This window comes from Corynebacterium lowii (assembly GCF_001412085.1).
Taxonomy (GTDB): Bacteria; Actinomycetota; Actinomycetes; order Mycobacteriales; family Mycobacteriaceae; genus Corynebacterium; species Corynebacterium lowii.
Genome location: NZ_LKEV01000001.1, coordinates 556,909 through 571,420, shown reverse-complemented (window position 1 = coordinate 571,420; position 14,512 = coordinate 556,909). Strand labels below are relative to the sequence as shown.

Sequence of the window (14,512 nt, the reverse complement as noted above, 5' to 3'; positions counted from 1 at the left end):
CTAATATAAGGATCTTTCGTATCCCCTTTTCCTTTCACTTCCCGCTTTCCACCGGTAAGTGTGTAGCATGTTCCCCTGTGTGTGCATGCACCGTCCGGTGGTTCTTTTCTAGGCAAAATAGGAAAGAAACGCGGCACGGCCCCTAGCGATGCACCGACCTTAAGGAAGCAAACCGCTAAGCAGGAGGCTCAAACCCAAGTGGCAGGAGAAATATCCAAGGTGCTCGTGGCTAACCGCGGAGAAATCGCGGTGCGCATTATCCGCGGAGCCCGGGAGGCCGGCTACTCCACCGTGGCGGTCTACGCCGAGCCCGATGCTAACGCGCCCTTCGTGGAACTGGCCGACGAAGCCTTTGCTCTTGGCGGGCAGACCTCCGCCGAGAGCTATCTCAACATTCCTAAAATTATCGACGCCGCCCACAAGGCCGGGGCCGATACCATTCACCCCGGCTATGGCTTCCTCTCCGAGAACGCGGACTTTGCCCAGGCCGTTATCGACGCCGGCCTCACCTGGGTTGGCCCCTCCCCCGAGGCCATCGCCACCCTGGGCGATAAGGTGGCCGCCCGCCACATCGCGGTGCGCGCGGGGGCTCCGATGGCCCCCGGCACCAAAAATCCAGTCTCCGGGGCTGACGAGGTACTGGCCTTTGCCGAGGAGCACGGTCTTCCCATCGCCATCAAGGCAGCCTTTGGTGGCGGCGGACGCGGCATGAAGGTGGCCTATACCAAAGAAGAAGTAACGGACCTCTACGAATCCGCCACCCGCGAGGCCGTCTCCGCCTTTGGCCGCGGCGAATGTTTCGTGGAGCGCTACCTGGACAAGGCCCGCCACGTAGAGGCCCAGGTGCTTGCCGATAAGCACGGCAACGTCATTGTGGTGGGCACCCGCGATTGCACCTTACAGCGCCGCTTCCAAAAGCTCGTGGAGGAAGCACCCGCCCCTTACCTCAGCGATGAACAGCGCTATGCCATTCATGCCTCGGCCAAGGCAATCTGTAAGGAGGCCGGCTACTACGGCGCGGGCACCGTGGAATACCTGGTGGGCTCCGATGGACTCATTTCCTTCCTAGAGGTCAATACCCGCCTTCAGGTGGAGCACCCCGTCACGGAAATGACCACCGGGATCGACCTGGTACAAGAACAGTTCCGCATCGCCGCCGGATTGCCGCTGAGCATCACCGAGGACCCCGCCCCCCAGGGCCACGCCTTTGAGTTCCGCATCAACGGCGAGGACGCGGGCGCCGGATTCATGCCCGCCCCCGGAACCATCACCCGCTACCGGGAAGCCGGTGGCCCCGGCGTGCGCGTGGACTCCGGTATCCGCGAGGGCAGCGTGATCGGCGGGCAATTCGATTCCATGCTCGCCAAGCTGATCGTGCACGGCCAAGACCGCGACCAAGCCCTTGCCCGCTCCCGCCGCGCCCTGGCGGAGTTCGTGGTGGAGGGAATGCCCACGGTCCTCCCCTTCCACCGGGCCATCGTGGACGATCCCGACTTCATCGGAACCTCACACGGCTTTGGCGTGTACACCAAGTGGATCGAGGAGGCCTGGGATAACCCGGTACAGCCCTTTGACGATTCCGAGGCTGCCGACCCCTCCGAGCCCTCCACCCTCAACCGCATGATCGTGGAGATCGACGGACGCCGCGTGGAGGTAGCACTTCCCGCAAATTTTAGCTTGGGCGGCGCTAAGAAGCGCACGAAGCGTCGCCGCAGCAAAGGCGCCAAGGCTGCGGTGTCGGGCGACGCCGTGGTGGCTCCCATGCAGGGTACCGTCATCAAGGTAGAAGTGGAGGATGGCCAAGAGGTTTCCGAAGGTGAGATCGTGGTGATTCTGGAGGCCATGAAGATGGAAAACCCGGTGAAGGCCCATAAATCCGGCGTGGTTTCCGGGCTGAGCGTGGCGGCTGGCACCGGGGTGACCAAGGGCGAGCAGATGTTGGAGATTAAATAGCCACACCTGTGTTGCTTGCCAACGGTGCGAGCTAAGCTGCACCGTTGGCAAGCCGATGAACTAACGCTAACCGGTTCATCGGCTGCACACTGCGGGTTTCCAGATGATCCGCCAGGGCAAGGGTGACCACGAAATATGGGAACACCCCGACCTCACCCGTCCGGTTATCATCACGTCCACCCGTGAGGTTTCACCGGCCGTCACACGTGCCGCACTCAAGGCCATCGCCCGTGTTTCACAGGAATAGTAGAGGTGGAATGATATGAATACTGTTACTGTTTCCGCTCAAAAATGGGAACAAGGCTGGGATCTTATCATTGAGGGCGATGAAAGCCGCGCCACGAGTGTTCAATATCTGCATGATGCCGAACGCCAAGTACGTGATTATTTGGGTACGGAAGAATCAGGCCTCAACCATGATGATCTCTCCATCATTATCACTCCCGATATTGGTTCAGCACTTAATGATGCAGAAACGAGCCGTGAAGCCACTAAAGCAGCCGCACAGGCTCAACAATATGCCACCGATAAGGCAAGAAAAGTGGCTTCCGAACTGCAATCGCAAGGCCTCAACGTCACGGATTCCGCGTATCTTCTCGACATTTCCCCCAGCCGCGTTGCCCAACTTCTTACTCACAACGCTTCCTAGCATCTTCCGACTGCGGGAAGATAATTCGCCTGATACAGGAATTAGCGCCCCCGCCATCACCTCTATCGCCCTTTGAGAAAATAATAAGCCCTTGTCATCGGCACTCTCCCTATAGCGGAAGGTCAACGGCAAAGACTCACTCACCATGATAGTGCAGGCAAGGGAACAACAATCCATGCCATACGACGATTCAACTCGTCATAACACCATGTTATGACGGATACTCTCGCCTACTACCTATCCCCAATTGCAGCAATAGCCCCCAAACGTGGCCGTATAGAATCAGCCATCATAAGAATTTCCCGCTGGGCAATACCATTGTTGCGGGCCAGAGTTTCCCAATCTGCAAAGGAATCTGCGATACGCAGCAACTCCCGTTTCGCCCCTTCCAGCCTCATGCCACACTCTTCCGCCAGGTCCAAAACCGCTCCTACCTCATCAGGAAATGTATCCGTACCCACGACAGAGGTGGCTCGGCGGTTATGAATATCGGGGTTCGGATTCACGTCAAAAACAGGGCTCAACTCCCAGCCCCCACCCACAGCAATGAACCCGTGATTCCGCAAGTGATCGTCAGTGTTTCCCAATGCGGCATTAGCAATAACCCTACGATACAAACTGCGGTGATCTTTCTTAACCGAGGAAGATATATCCCGCATCGCCTCTGCTATATCAGCGTAATCTCGCTGGTCGCCATCGGAAGATTCCGTCGCCGTCATGGCGCTCATATAGCCAATACGAGCCCCGTCTTTGCCACGATCAAACCTCCGCACCACCAAAACGTTACGGCGGCCCACTCGAATCAATCGTCTCTGTGGAACCACAATTCCAGCTTTTTCCTGAAGATCAAGCATCGTGGCTTCCCACGCCATCACATCCCAGCGATCACTTCCATGAGGAAACTTCACTATTGCCAAAGAGCCATCCTCCAATAGCACGGAAGCCTTGGGGCGCGCCCCACCCAACCCCGTGCTTCCGGTATCCAAAAGATGCTTGATGGCCTCTACAGGATCGTCCTCAGAAATTAATTCATCGCTTGCCCGCAACAACTCAGGCAAAGAGATAAGATGCGGAACTTTAGACGGCTCGCCTAGAAAATCCGTTTCCCCCAGCGAGCGAAAGCGCAGTGCACCTTGGCGCGTGTTATCACTGACCCCCAAGAGAAAATCTACGTCCATCAAGGCGGCGAGGTGTTCTCCCCTCCTCACGGGCACGAGCGCGCTCTGATTTTTCTATAAGATTCCGCCCCCACCGATCAGGGGTGCTATCCGCAAAGGAACGCAGCAGCCCATCATGGTACTGCGCTCCCGGAACCAACCGCAGAGCAGGATCAATATTCTCCCCACCTTGGGAAAGATAATTCGCATCATAGAGAAAGGTGGTCGAAACCCTCCCCCTACTCCTCGTGAAATGCGCCTCACCCACACGCCGCAGAGCAGCCCCCTCCCCCATCATCACTTCCACCGAGTTCATCGCGCCCGCTTCTTTTCCAGCCGCCCCGCCCGCAGCCTCCCTATATCGCTATTCAGCGGGTCCAGCACCTCTACCACCTGGTCCAGTATCCCCAGGGCGCGAAAAACCTGGGCCACATTACCGAACTGCACCCCAGGGCTTCCCGCCTCAATTTTGCGCAGGGTATCGCGGGTAATCCCCGCGCGCTCCGCCACCTGCTGCGCGGTGAGCCCCAGGACCATGCGCCAACCACGCACGTACTCCCCCATCTCCCGCATTTGGCGGTCAATCCTGTACCCAGACATACCGCCACTATACCTACGGCCAGAAGAACCGCCACAACATACCGTTATGACTATTCCGCTCGCCGTAAAAGCAAAATCGAACTACTTCACCTCAACAATGAGGTCCCCACCTTCCACCTTGGTGGGCTGGGTGAGCACCACGCGGGAGATCACGCCGTCGATGGTGGCGGAGATGGTGGCCTCCATCTTCATCGCCTCGATCACCGCCACCGGGTCCCCAGCCGATACCTCATCACCCTCGGCCACGTTCACGGTGACCACCCCGGAGAAGGGTGCGGCCACATGCCCGGACACTCCGGGATCGGCCTTTTCCGCCGAGGCCGTCACGGATTCCACGGAACGGTCGCGCACGCGCATGGGGCGCACCTGTCCATTAACGGTGGCCACCACGGAGCGCAAGCCCTTGTCGTCGGGCTCGCCCACGGCGTCGAGACGCACCAGCATGTTGCGCGCGGAACCCGGCAGGGAGATGGAAACCTCCTCGCCCTCCACCAGACCGTAGAAGAACTCCCTATCTCCCAGTTCGGAGACGTCGCCAAAGTGGCGGCGGTGCTCCTCGAACTCGGCGGCGGGCTTGGGGAACATCAAGGCGTCGAGGGCGGCGCGGCGGTCGGCCCGGTCCTTGGATTCCAGCCTCTCCTGCTGTTCGGCGGGAATCTCGGTGTGGTTCGCCGCACCAGCCGAACGCCCGGCCAGGGCCTTATCGCGTAGTTCCTCGGGCCAGCCGCCGGGCGGGGTGCCCAGTTCGCCGCGCAGGAAGGCGATCACGGAGTCGGGAATGTCGTAGGCGCGCGGGTCCGCGGCGAACTCCTGAGCTGTTACTCCGGTACCCACCAGGGAGAGGGCGAGGTCGCCCACCACCTTGGAGGAGGGGGTGACCTTGGTGGGGCAGCCGAGCATGGCGTTTACGTCGGCGTACGTATTCTCGATCAGCTCGAAGCGATCGCCCAGGCCCAGCGCGGTGGCCTGGGTACGCAGGTTGGAGAGCTGGCCGCCGGGAATCTCGTGGTGGTACACGCGCCCGGTGGGGCCGGGAATCCCGGACTCGAAGGGGGCGTAGAGCGCACGCACAGCCTCCCAGTAGGGCTCCATATCCCCCACCGCTTCCAGCGAAAGCCCGGTATCGCGGTAGGTGTGAGCGAAGGCCGCCACGATAGCGGAGAGCGAGGGCTGGGAGGTGGTGCCCGACATCGGCGCGGAGGCGCCGTCCACGGCGTCCGCCCCGGCCTCGGCGGCGGCGAGGTAGGTAGCCAGTTGACCACCGGCGGTGTCGTGGGTGTGCACGTGCACCGGCAGGTCAAACTCCTTGCGCAGGGCACTCACCAGTTTCTTGGCGGCGGAGGGCCGCAGCAGCCCGGCCATGTCCTTGATCGCCAGGATATGAGCGCCGGATTCCACGATCTGCTCGGCCAGGCGCAGGTAATAATCCAGGGTGTAGAGGTCCTCGGCGGGGTTGCTCAGATCGCCGGAGTAGGCCATCGCCACCTCGGCCACGGCGGTGTTGGTTTCCAGCACGGCGTCGATAGCCGGGCGCATTTGGCTCACATCGTTGAGGGCGTCGAAGATGCGGAAGATGTCCACCCCGGAGGAGGCGGCCTCGCGCACGAAGGAGCGGCACACGGAGTCCGGGTACGGGGTATATCCCACGGCGTTGCGCCCGCGCAGCAGCATTTGGATATTCACGTTCGGCATGGCCTCGCGCAGGGCGTCCAGCCGCGCCCAGGGGTCCTCGTGGAGGAATCGCATGGCGACGTCGTAGGTGGCTCCGCCCCAGGCCTCCACGGAGAGCAGTTGCGGGGTCAGCCGCGCCACGGCCTTGGCAGCGGGCACGAGGGCGGAGCTGCGCACGCGGGTGGCTAGGAGGGACTGGTGGGCGTCGCGGAAGGTGGTATCCGTAAGCGCCAGGGCGTCCTGGGAACGCAGTTTCTCGGCAAAGCGCTGGGGGCCAAGGTGCAGCAGTTCATCGCGGGAACCGCGTTGCAGGGGCTCGTCGGGGAGCTCGGGCAGTTTATCCAGCGGGTTGAGGTCGGTGGGGCGCGGACCGTGGGGCTTATTCACGGTGACGTCCGCCAGGTAGTCGAGAATCCGCGAGGGTTCATCGTCGGCGGGCGGGGCCTGGAGCAACCAGGGGTGATCCGCGATGAAGGAGGTGGCGATGCGCTCATGCTGGAAGTCCTCCTCGCGCAGCAGGGCGCGCAGGAAACCGATGTTGGTGGCCACGCCGGAGACGGTGAACTCCGCCAGGGCGCGCTGGGCGCGGGCCACGGCGGTGGCAAAATCCGAGCCGCGGCAGGTCATCTTCACCAGCATGGAATCGAAGTTCGGGGTGATCTCGCCACCCAACATGGCCGCGCCGTCCAGGCGCACGCCCGCGCCACCCGGGCTGCGGTAAGCCGTGATCGTGCCGGTATCCGGGCGGAAGCCGTTATTGGGGTCCTCGGTGGTGATGCGGCATTGCAGGGCCGCGCCGTGAGTGACGATCTTCTCCTGGCTCAGCCCCAGATCCTCCAGGGTGGCCCCGGCCGCCAGGCGCAGCTGCGCCTTCACCAGGTCCACCTGGGTGACCTCCTCGGTCACCGTGTGCTCCACCTGGATACGCGGGTTCATCTCAATGAACACGTGGTTGCCCTGGTCATCCACCAGGAACTCCACGGTGCCCGCCCCCTGGTAGCCGATGTGCTCGGCAAAGGCCACGGCATCGGCGCAGATGCGCTCGCGCAACTCGGGGTTAAGGTGCTGGGCCGGGGCGATCTCCACCACCTTTTGGTGGCGGCGCTGCAAGGAGCAATCGCGCTCGTAGAGGTGAATCACGTTGCCCGCGGCATCACCCAGAATCTGTACCTCGATGTGCTGGGGGTTGACCACCGCGCGCTCCAGGTACACGCGGCCATCGCCAAAGGCTGCCGACGCCTCCCTCGACGCCTCCGCAGCCAGCGCGGGTAGTTCCTCCGGGCTGCCCACGAAGCGCATGCCGCGCCCGCCGCCACCGGCCACGGCCTTCACGAAGATGGGAAACTCGCGATCCTTAGCCATCTCCACCAGGTCGTCAATGTTCTCGGAGGGCTCGGAATCATCGAGGATCGGCAGGCCCGCCTCGCGGGCGGCCTCCACGGCGGCGGCCTTATCGCCGGTGAGGTCCAGCACCTCGGCGGGCGGGCCGATGAAGGTCAGGCCATTTTCCACGCAGCGGCGGGCTAGGGTGGCGTTCTCGGAGAGGAAGCCGTAGCCGGGGTAGATGGCATCGGCTCCGGTCTGCTTGGCGGCGCGAATCACCTCGTCGATGTTGAGGTAAGCCTTCACCGGGGAATCCCCGGCACCAATGCACACGGCCTCGGAGGCAAAGGAACGGTGGAAGGAGTTGCGATCCTCGGCGGGGTACACCGCCACTGTTTCCGCGCCCACCTCGTAGGCGGCGCGGAAGGCCCGCACGGCGATCTCGCCTCGGTTGGCTACGAGGATTTTTTCAAATGTGGGCAGGGATTGCGCTACCACAGCGATGTCCTTTCTCACAGATGTGAGTGTGAGCGGTGTTAAAAAGCTACTGCGTAGTGTAACGCACCGCCGGGACGCCGCTTTGCGCTTCCCCTGCCTGCCGGATTAGCCCAGGTCGTCGTGGGAAACCAGGCGGCGGGCTGCCTCCGTGATGGAGCCCGAAAGCGAGGGGTACACGGCAAAGGAATCCGCCAGGGAGTTCACCGTAAGGTTATTATTCACCGCCACGGAAATGGGCAGAATCAGCTCCGAGGCCGTGGGGGCCACGATTGCGCCGCCGATGATGATGCCGGAGTGCTCGCGGCAGAAGAGCTTGACAAAGCCGTGGCGCAGCGAACGCATCTTGGCGCGCGGGTTGGTTTGCAACGGCAGGGTAATGCTGCGGGCGCGCACCTCACCGGATTCGATCTGGTGCTGGGTCACGCCCACCGAGGCGATCTCCGGGCGGGTGAACACGGCGGTGGCCACCGTCTTAAGGCGCAGCGGGGATACCCCCTCACCCAGGGCGTGATACATGGCGATGCGCCCCTGCATGGCCGCCACGGAGGCCAGGGGGAAGAGGTCGGTGCAGTCACCGGCGGCGTACACGCCGGCCACGTTGGTGCGCGATACGCGGTCCACGTGGATATGCCCGGAGGGGGTCACCTCCACACCCACGCCTTCGAGCCCCAGATCCTTGGTGCTGGGCACCGAGCCCACCGTCATCAGGGCGTGGGAGCCCTCGATCTCGCGGCCGTCGGCGGTGCGCACCACCACGCCGGAGCCGGTGTTGACCACCTCGTCCACGCGGGCATGCTTCACCAGCTTCACGCCACGCTCGGAGAGCACCGTTTCCAGCACGTCGGCGGCGTCGGCGTCGTCGTGGGGCAAAATGCGATCGCGGGAGGCCACCATCGTCACCTGCACGCCCAGCTCCGCAAAGGCGGAAACGAACTCCGCGCCGGTCACGCCGGAGCCCACCACGATGAGGTGTTCGGGCATTTCTTCGAGGTCATAGACCTGCTGCCAGGTAAAAATGCGCTCCCCATCGGGGCGGGCACCGGGCAAAATGCGCGGGCGCGCGCCCGTGGCCAGGAGCACCAGATCACATTCGAGGATTTCCTCGGTGCCATCGGCGTTGTGAGTGGCCTTGATGTAGTGGGTGGTCTGCTTGGGCTTGTAATCGTCAAAGCGGGCGATACCGTCGATCACCCGCACCCCAATGCGCTCCAACTGGGCGCGAATGTCCCCGGACTGGTCGTTCGCCAGGGAACGTACACGCTTATTCAGGGCGTCGATGTCCAGGCGAGCCTCGGTGACGTCCTTGCCCAGGCCCATCGCGTCGGCGCGGCGCAAGTCGGTCTTAATATTGGCGCCGGCGATGAAGGACTTGGAGGGCACGCAATCGTGAATCACCGCCGAGCCTCCCGGCCCGTCGTTTTCCACCAGGGTGATCTCCGCGCCGTACTTCGCTCCCGCCAGGGCGGCCTCATAACCTGCCGGGCCGCCGCCGATGATAACGATGCGCTTGGACAAGGGGTAACCTCCACAAATGCTTATTGTCGTTTTTGGTATTCCACGGGGTGCAGTGCGCCTGCAAGTCTAACCCACCCGCCCCCGCGCCTCCCGCTAACGGCTATTCCGCGCTATTTCCCACCGGGCTCTACGACGCCCCCGCTGCTACCCCTCGCCAAAGCGATGCCGCTGTACTACCTCGGCAAAAAGGCGCACCCCCATATCCACGGCGCGCTCGTCCACCCGCAGATCGCCCTGGTGCAAATCCTGGGGGTTACCTTCCCCGGACCAACAGCCCAGCCGCGCCATCGCCCCCGACGTTTTTTGCAGGTACCAGGAGAAATCCTCGCCGCCCGAGGATTGCGGGGCCTCCGTCACCGCCTGCGGGTCGAGGTGCGTGGCCCCCTCCGCCAGGATCGCGGTGGCCGCGGCGTCGTTAAGCACCGGGGGCACCCCGCGCAGATAATCCAGCCGGTGCGCGCAGCCCGTGGGGGCGAGCACCTGGGTTACCAACTGTTCGATCAGCGGTTGGGCGGTGCGCCATACGCCCATGTCTGCCGTGCGCAGCGTTCCGCTGAGGCGGCCCGCCTGCGGAATGGCATTGGGGGCGTCGCCCGCCTTGATAGAGCCAAAGACCAGCACGGTTCCGGTGCGCGGGTCCACTCGGCGCGAAAGCAAGCCGGGCAAGTCCGTGACCAGCTTGGAGAGCCCATAAACCACATCGGCAGAAAGGTGCGGGCGCGAGCTGTGTCCGCCGGGGCCGGTGACGTCGATGGTGAGCAGATCGGTGGCGGAGGTAATCGCCCCGCTGCGCAGCCCCACCTTGCCCACCGGGAGCTTCGGCTCCACGTGCAGCGCATAGATCGCCCCCACGCCATCGAGGGCACCGGCGGCGATCACCTCGGAGGCTCCGCCCGCCAGCACCTCCTCGGCGGGTTGGAAAATCACCCGCACCGGGGGCACCTGCTCCCCGCTTTCGCTTTTCGACGCCACCTCGGCCAAGGCGCAGGCCAGCGCGAGCGCGATAGTCGTGTGCACATCGTGCCCGCAGGCGTGCGACACCCCGGCGGCGGTGGAGGAAAAGGGCAGACCCGTGACCTCCCGCACCGGGAGGGCATCAATATCCGCCCGGAACGCCAGCCTGGGGATGGAGGCGTCCTGGGCACCCACATCCACGGTGAGCCCCGTGCCCGGCAATAACCGCGGCTCTAGGCCGTGCTCGCGCAGCACCTCGGCAAGAAAAGCCGTGGTGGAGTGCTCCTCATGGGAGAGTTCCGGGTGAGCATGTAAGTGACGGCGCCACGATATTACTTCGTCGCGGTGGGCGGTTAGCCATGCTCTCACGTGGTCTGCCAGGCGCACGGGTCTCTCTCGCCTCCTCATCGGTGCCATCAACGCGGCTACTTTTCAGCGTTATCAGCGTTAAGCGTATTTGGCTATAGTAGCGCCCCCGATGAGCTCACTGTTGATCCCCTTCGGATTCCTGCTTCCAGCGCTGCCACTGCGCAACAAGCTCGCGCGGCCGGAACGCGAGGGTATCCTCCTCCGAGTTCGGCCAGGCAAAGGAAACCTCAATCCCCTCGCGCGAGTGGCAAATGAGATCCACCGAGTGCCCCACGCCGGGAAGTAATACCGCGGGTGGAACCTGAAGAGCCCGGGCTAGCTTGTACACGGTGGAAAGTACCGGATCGGAGGATTTGGTACTGGTGTTCTCGTTGCGTTCGAGATTGCTTACCTGATTGCGGCTTATTCCTGCGAGATCCGCAAGCTCCTGTTGGCTGAGCCCACGCATTAACCGCAGCTCTTTGAGATTGCGTCCCAGGGCATGCCCGTAGCTCGCCCATTGGACCCAATTTTCCTCGCCGCTCATAGCGACCATCCTGCCCACTACAACAGGAATTGTCTGCCAATTACATTGTGCAGGCTTGGTTTCTCCCTCGCTTTATATCCAAAAGTACGCACCAGGGCATCGGGATTAAGTTCACCTTCATGCACATACAGGGAGGAAAATGCTCTTCACGCCACACCTAGAGATCAATATTCCGCGGGCCATAAAGACGATCGCCGGCGTCCCCCAATCCCGGAACAATGTACGCATCCTCGTTGAGGCCGGGGTCCACGGTGGCGGTCACGAGCCGCACGGGCAGCCCGGACTCCGCCAGAGCGTCCACCCCCGGTTGCGCGGAGACCATGCACACCGCCGTAATATCCGTGGCTCCGCGCTCGGCTAAGAGACGCACCGCGTGCAACAGAGAACCCCCGGTGGCCAGCATGGGGTCCACCACGAATACCGCGCGCCCCCGCAAATCCTCCGGCAGGGCCTCCAGATAAGGCACGGGTTCGTGGGTGGTTTCATCGCGCGCCAAGCCGATGAACCCCACCTGAGCATCCGGGATCATCGACAGCGCGGGATCAATCATGCCCAGCCCGGCGCGAATCACGGGAACGATAATCGGGGGATTTTCCAGGCGAGTACCGCGCGCGATAGCCACCGGGGTTTCGGTATCAAAGTGCTCCACGGGCAGATCGCGGGCGGCCTCGTAGATGAGCATGGCCCCTAGGTCCGCCAGCGCGGCGCGGAAAGCTGCGTTATCACTGCGATGATCGCGCATGATGGTCAAACGGGAGGCGGCAAGCGGGTGGTCAATCACGGTGATGTCCATGCTGCCTATCCTAAGCCGCGTGGCCCCATTCTGATTTCACGGGAACCGTTCCACGGTGGGGGCAGTCTAAGAGACCATGCTTAGTATTGATCTCTCCCACGCCCGCCGCCTGGCCGCGGAACTCGCGCACTGCTGCGCTCCCCAGCCCGCCCCCGCCTTTTCCATTCCTCCCTCCGTGCCCGCCACCGAGGCTTTTCAGTCCCAGCTAACCCAGGCGGTAGACGCATTACACCAGCGTCACGACGCCCTCCTAGCTCACGGTCGGCGCCTCGCCGAGGATTCCCTGCACGCGGTGGACCGCATGGAGGACCACGATTCCGGCCTGGCTCACCACCTCGATACTCAGCGGAGGGCACTGCCGTGATAGCGCTTCTGCCTTATCTTTCCACCCTCGCGCGCTTGGTTCCCGCGCCTTTGCCCCTACCCGCGCTGCGCGAGGTACCCGATCTCCAAGCGGCTACTCCCCTGGGACGCTATTTTCGGCCCGACCCCTTTCCTCTTACCGATCACGCCCAAGCGCTCCTGCGCGATAGGCAACGCACCCTCAATCTGGCCGGGGCCGGTGACCACCTCATCGCAGCGGCTCGCGGCGATCTCCTGCGCATAGCCCTCGATCTCCTCAATAAAATCCCCCTCCTGGCGGCTCAGGCCGCCGGTGGCCCCGCCGCCTGGGCCACGCTCCAAGCCCAGGCCCGCCTGTGGGGAGAACAAGCCCTTGCCGCCGCCCAGCAGCGCAGCACACAATTAGAGGCCGATCTCGCCCCCGTGGCCGCACAACTGGCTGATACCCCGGAGCAGCCAGAAGCCATTCCCCGCGCGCCAGAAGCACAACCTGCCGAAGCTCCCCCAGAGTCCACCCCCACAGAGCCGACCCCCACAGAACCAAGCAGCTCCGACCCCACCGGCTCGGGTGAGCAGGCAGTGGCCGCGGCACGCAGCGCGATCGGCACCCCGTATTCCTGGGGTGGCACCACCCCCGAGGGCTTCGATTGCTCCGGGCTCACGCAATGGGCGTGGCGGCAGGCCGGGGTGGAACTTCCCCGCCTCGCCCAAGATCAGGCGGTGGGCCGCCCGGTAGATGCCTCGGAACTACAACCCGGCGACCTAGCCGTGTGGGATGGGCACGTGGCTATGTATTCGGGAAACGGCATGATGATCGAGGCGGGCGACCCCGTTCAGGAGAACCCCGTGCGCACCTCCAATATGGGAATGACCTTTCAGGGGTTCTACCGCCCCACCGGCTAGCCCCTCGGGTACAATCCCCGCCATGAGCATGAGAGCTATCCTCCCCGTGAAGCTATCTCTAACCGAGGGCGATTACTACACCCTGTGGGCACCGGAATGGCGCGAACACGGTTCCAAGTGGCAGGGCTTCCTCGGCGCGGGGGAAAAGCTCTATTTCTTTGAGTCTCCCGCCGCCATGCTGGCCTTCCTGGAATCCGGCGCCTCCCACGACCTCACCGATCATCCCCGCTGGCAGGCCTTTGCTCAGTTGCCGGACAATCGGGTGGAGCCCTCCAAGCGCGAGGTCTTTGACATCATCGGCATGCCTTCCCTCCTGGCTCAACGCGCCTCCTACGACAATGTGGCGTCCGTGGCCGCCACCATGCGCATTACCCGCGCCCTGGCGGAGGTGAGCGGGGCACCCGAGGCCACGCGCTTCTTCTCCTCCCACTCCATTCTGGGCAACCTAGAGCGCGGTTTTGAGCACTACCGGGGCGATAACGGCCAGCAAGAGTGGTCCGGCGTGGGCCGCGTGGTGCTGAATAACTGGGAAAAGGTCGTGCGCGATCTCGATTCCACCTTCGAGGTCATTACCCCCGAGGAATCCCAGGTTGCCCAGGCCAAGGAGCGCCTGGAACAGGCTCTCGCCGCGGCAGAGGAAAATCGCTTGAAGGAAGAGAAGCGGGAGAAGGAGGCCCAGGCTGCCGCCGACCCCTACGACTCCACCGTGTGGGCCGCCGCTGGCATTGACCCCATCAAGATCAGCATTGACGGCAGCACCCTGTACACGCTGCGCACCTATCTCAATGGCTCCCCGGTATTCCTGGGCCGCTACGGGGAGATTTTCACCTTCAATAACCGCAAGGCCCTGGTGCGCTGGCTCATCTCCAACGAGAACCACGATCTCGCCTCCGCCTCCACCTGGGAGGACGTGCTCACCGCCGCCAATGGTGGCGAGCTAGAGGTCACCGTGCACGCGGATAATGTGTACTCCTTCAATGGCATGGAGAACGCCATCACCAAGAGCGTGGACTCCGTGGACACCGCACAGATGGCCCGCTGCTACGAACTGCTTGCCGACGCCGCCGACTGGGCCGGGGATGATTCCCTCAACTCCTTCTTCCTCGCCCACCCCAGGATGCAGGACTACATCTCCTACATGCTCGGCTCCACCGAGTCCGCCGGCTACGTGCCTTCTGCACCCTTTACCCAGCACTCCAATGACTGGCGCGAGATGGAGCAAATGCTGGTCAAGCGCTTCTCGCGCACCTAAATTACCC

The 14,512-nt window shown here is 63.2% G+C and carries 14 protein-coding genes; 6 read left to right on the top strand and 8 right to left on the bottom strand.

The features are described from left to right. Positions 1 to 198: 198 nt before the first annotated feature. The 3 genes from Clow_RS02785 to Clow_RS02780 all read left to right on the top strand — a co-directional run bounded on the left by Clow_RS02785 (position 199) and on the right by Clow_RS02780 (position 2,602). The gene (locus Clow_RS02785; protein WP_055175886.1) at positions 199 to 1,953 is read left to right on the top strand and encodes an acetyl/propionyl/methylcrotonyl-CoA carboxylase subunit alpha; all 1,755 of its coding nucleotides are present in this window, start codon (positions 199 to 201) and stop codon (positions 1,951 to 1,953) included. An 82-nt stretch (positions 1,954 to 2,035) separates the two neighbouring features. Next, positions 2,036 to 2,200: a type II toxin-antitoxin system HicA family toxin gene (locus tag Clow_RS11635; RefSeq protein ID WP_281175638.1), complete on the top strand. Its 165-nt coding sequence runs from the start codon at positions 2,036 to 2,038 to the stop codon at positions 2,198 to 2,200. A gap of 15 nt (positions 2,201 to 2,215) precedes the next feature. Further along, positions 2,216 to 2,602: a hypothetical protein gene (locus Clow_RS02780; RefSeq protein WP_055175883.1), complete on the top strand. Its 387-nt coding sequence runs from the start codon at positions 2,216 to 2,218 to the stop codon at positions 2,600 to 2,602. A gap of 233 nt (positions 2,603 to 2,835) precedes the next feature. On the opposite strand, the gene Clow_RS02775 is transcribed toward Clow_RS02780, so the two are convergent. The 8 genes from Clow_RS02775 to upp form a co-directional block, all read right to left on the bottom strand. Further along, positions 2,836 to 3,780, bottom strand: a complete 945-nt coding sequence (locus Clow_RS02775; RefSeq protein WP_245625685.1) for a type II toxin-antitoxin system HipA family toxin — start codon at positions 3,778 to 3,780, stop codon at positions 2,836 to 2,838. After that, positions 3,749 to 4,054: a HipA N-terminal domain-containing protein gene (locus Clow_RS12015; protein ID WP_245625684.1), complete on the bottom strand. Its 306-nt coding sequence runs from the start codon at positions 4,052 to 4,054 to the stop codon at positions 3,749 to 3,751. Before Clow_RS12015 ends, Clow_RS02775 begins: the two co-directional genes overlap by 32 nt. Before the next feature lie 17 nt (positions 4,055 to 4,071). Beyond that, positions 4,072 to 4,359: a helix-turn-helix domain-containing protein gene (locus Clow_RS02770; protein ID WP_055175880.1), complete on the bottom strand. Its 288-nt coding sequence runs from the start codon at positions 4,357 to 4,359 to the stop codon at positions 4,072 to 4,074. An 81-nt stretch (positions 4,360 to 4,440) separates the two neighbouring features. After that, positions 4,441 to 7,869, bottom strand: a complete 3,429-nt coding sequence (locus Clow_RS02765) for a pyruvate carboxylase (RefSeq protein WP_245625672.1) — start codon at positions 7,867 to 7,869, stop codon at positions 4,441 to 4,443. 87 nt (positions 7,870 to 7,956) lie between these two features. Beyond that, positions 7,957 to 9,366: an NAD(P)H-quinone dehydrogenase gene (locus Clow_RS02760; protein ID WP_156334548.1), complete on the bottom strand. Its 1,410-nt coding sequence runs from the start codon at positions 9,364 to 9,366 to the stop codon at positions 7,957 to 7,959. Between the two features lie 144 nt (positions 9,367 to 9,510). After that, positions 9,511 to 10,707 carry an amidohydrolase gene (locus Clow_RS02755; protein WP_245625671.1) on the bottom strand — a complete coding sequence of 399 codons (1,197 nt, stop codon included), beginning with the start codon at positions 10,705 to 10,707 and terminating at the stop codon, positions 9,511 to 9,513. A 97-nt stretch (positions 10,708 to 10,804) separates the two neighbouring features. Beyond that, positions 10,805 to 11,224, bottom strand: coding sequence for a helix-turn-helix domain-containing protein (locus Clow_RS02750; protein ID WP_156334546.1), 420 nt, complete (start codon positions 11,222 to 11,224; stop codon positions 10,805 to 10,807). 148 nt (positions 11,225 to 11,372) lie between these two features. After that, on the bottom strand, positions 11,373 to 12,008 hold the full coding sequence (gene upp, locus Clow_RS02745) for a uracil phosphoribosyltransferase (RefSeq protein WP_055175871.1): 636 nt from the start codon (positions 12,006 to 12,008) through the stop codon (positions 11,373 to 11,375). 76 nt (positions 12,009 to 12,084) lie between these two features. Between upp and Clow_RS02740 the strand changes: the two genes are divergently transcribed. From Clow_RS02740 to Clow_RS02730, 3 genes are read left to right on the top strand one after another with little or no spacing between them, the layout of a single operon-like run. Next, a complete protein-coding gene (locus Clow_RS02740) occupies positions 12,085 to 12,372 on the top strand; it encodes a hypothetical protein (protein ID WP_055175868.1) in 288 nt (95 codons plus the stop codon). Then, entirely contained in the window at positions 12,369 to 13,253 is an 885-nt protein-coding gene (locus tag Clow_RS02735) for a C40 family peptidase (RefSeq protein ID WP_055175865.1), read from the top strand. The genes Clow_RS02740 and Clow_RS02735 overlap by 4 nt, the downstream gene beginning before the upstream one ends. Before the next feature lie 22 nt (positions 13,254 to 13,275). After that, complete coding sequence (locus Clow_RS02730; protein ID WP_055175862.1) at positions 13,276 to 14,505, top strand: hypothetical protein; 1,230 nt, start codon at positions 13,276 to 13,278, stop codon at positions 14,503 to 14,505. Positions 14,506 to 14,512 lie beyond the last annotated feature (7 nt).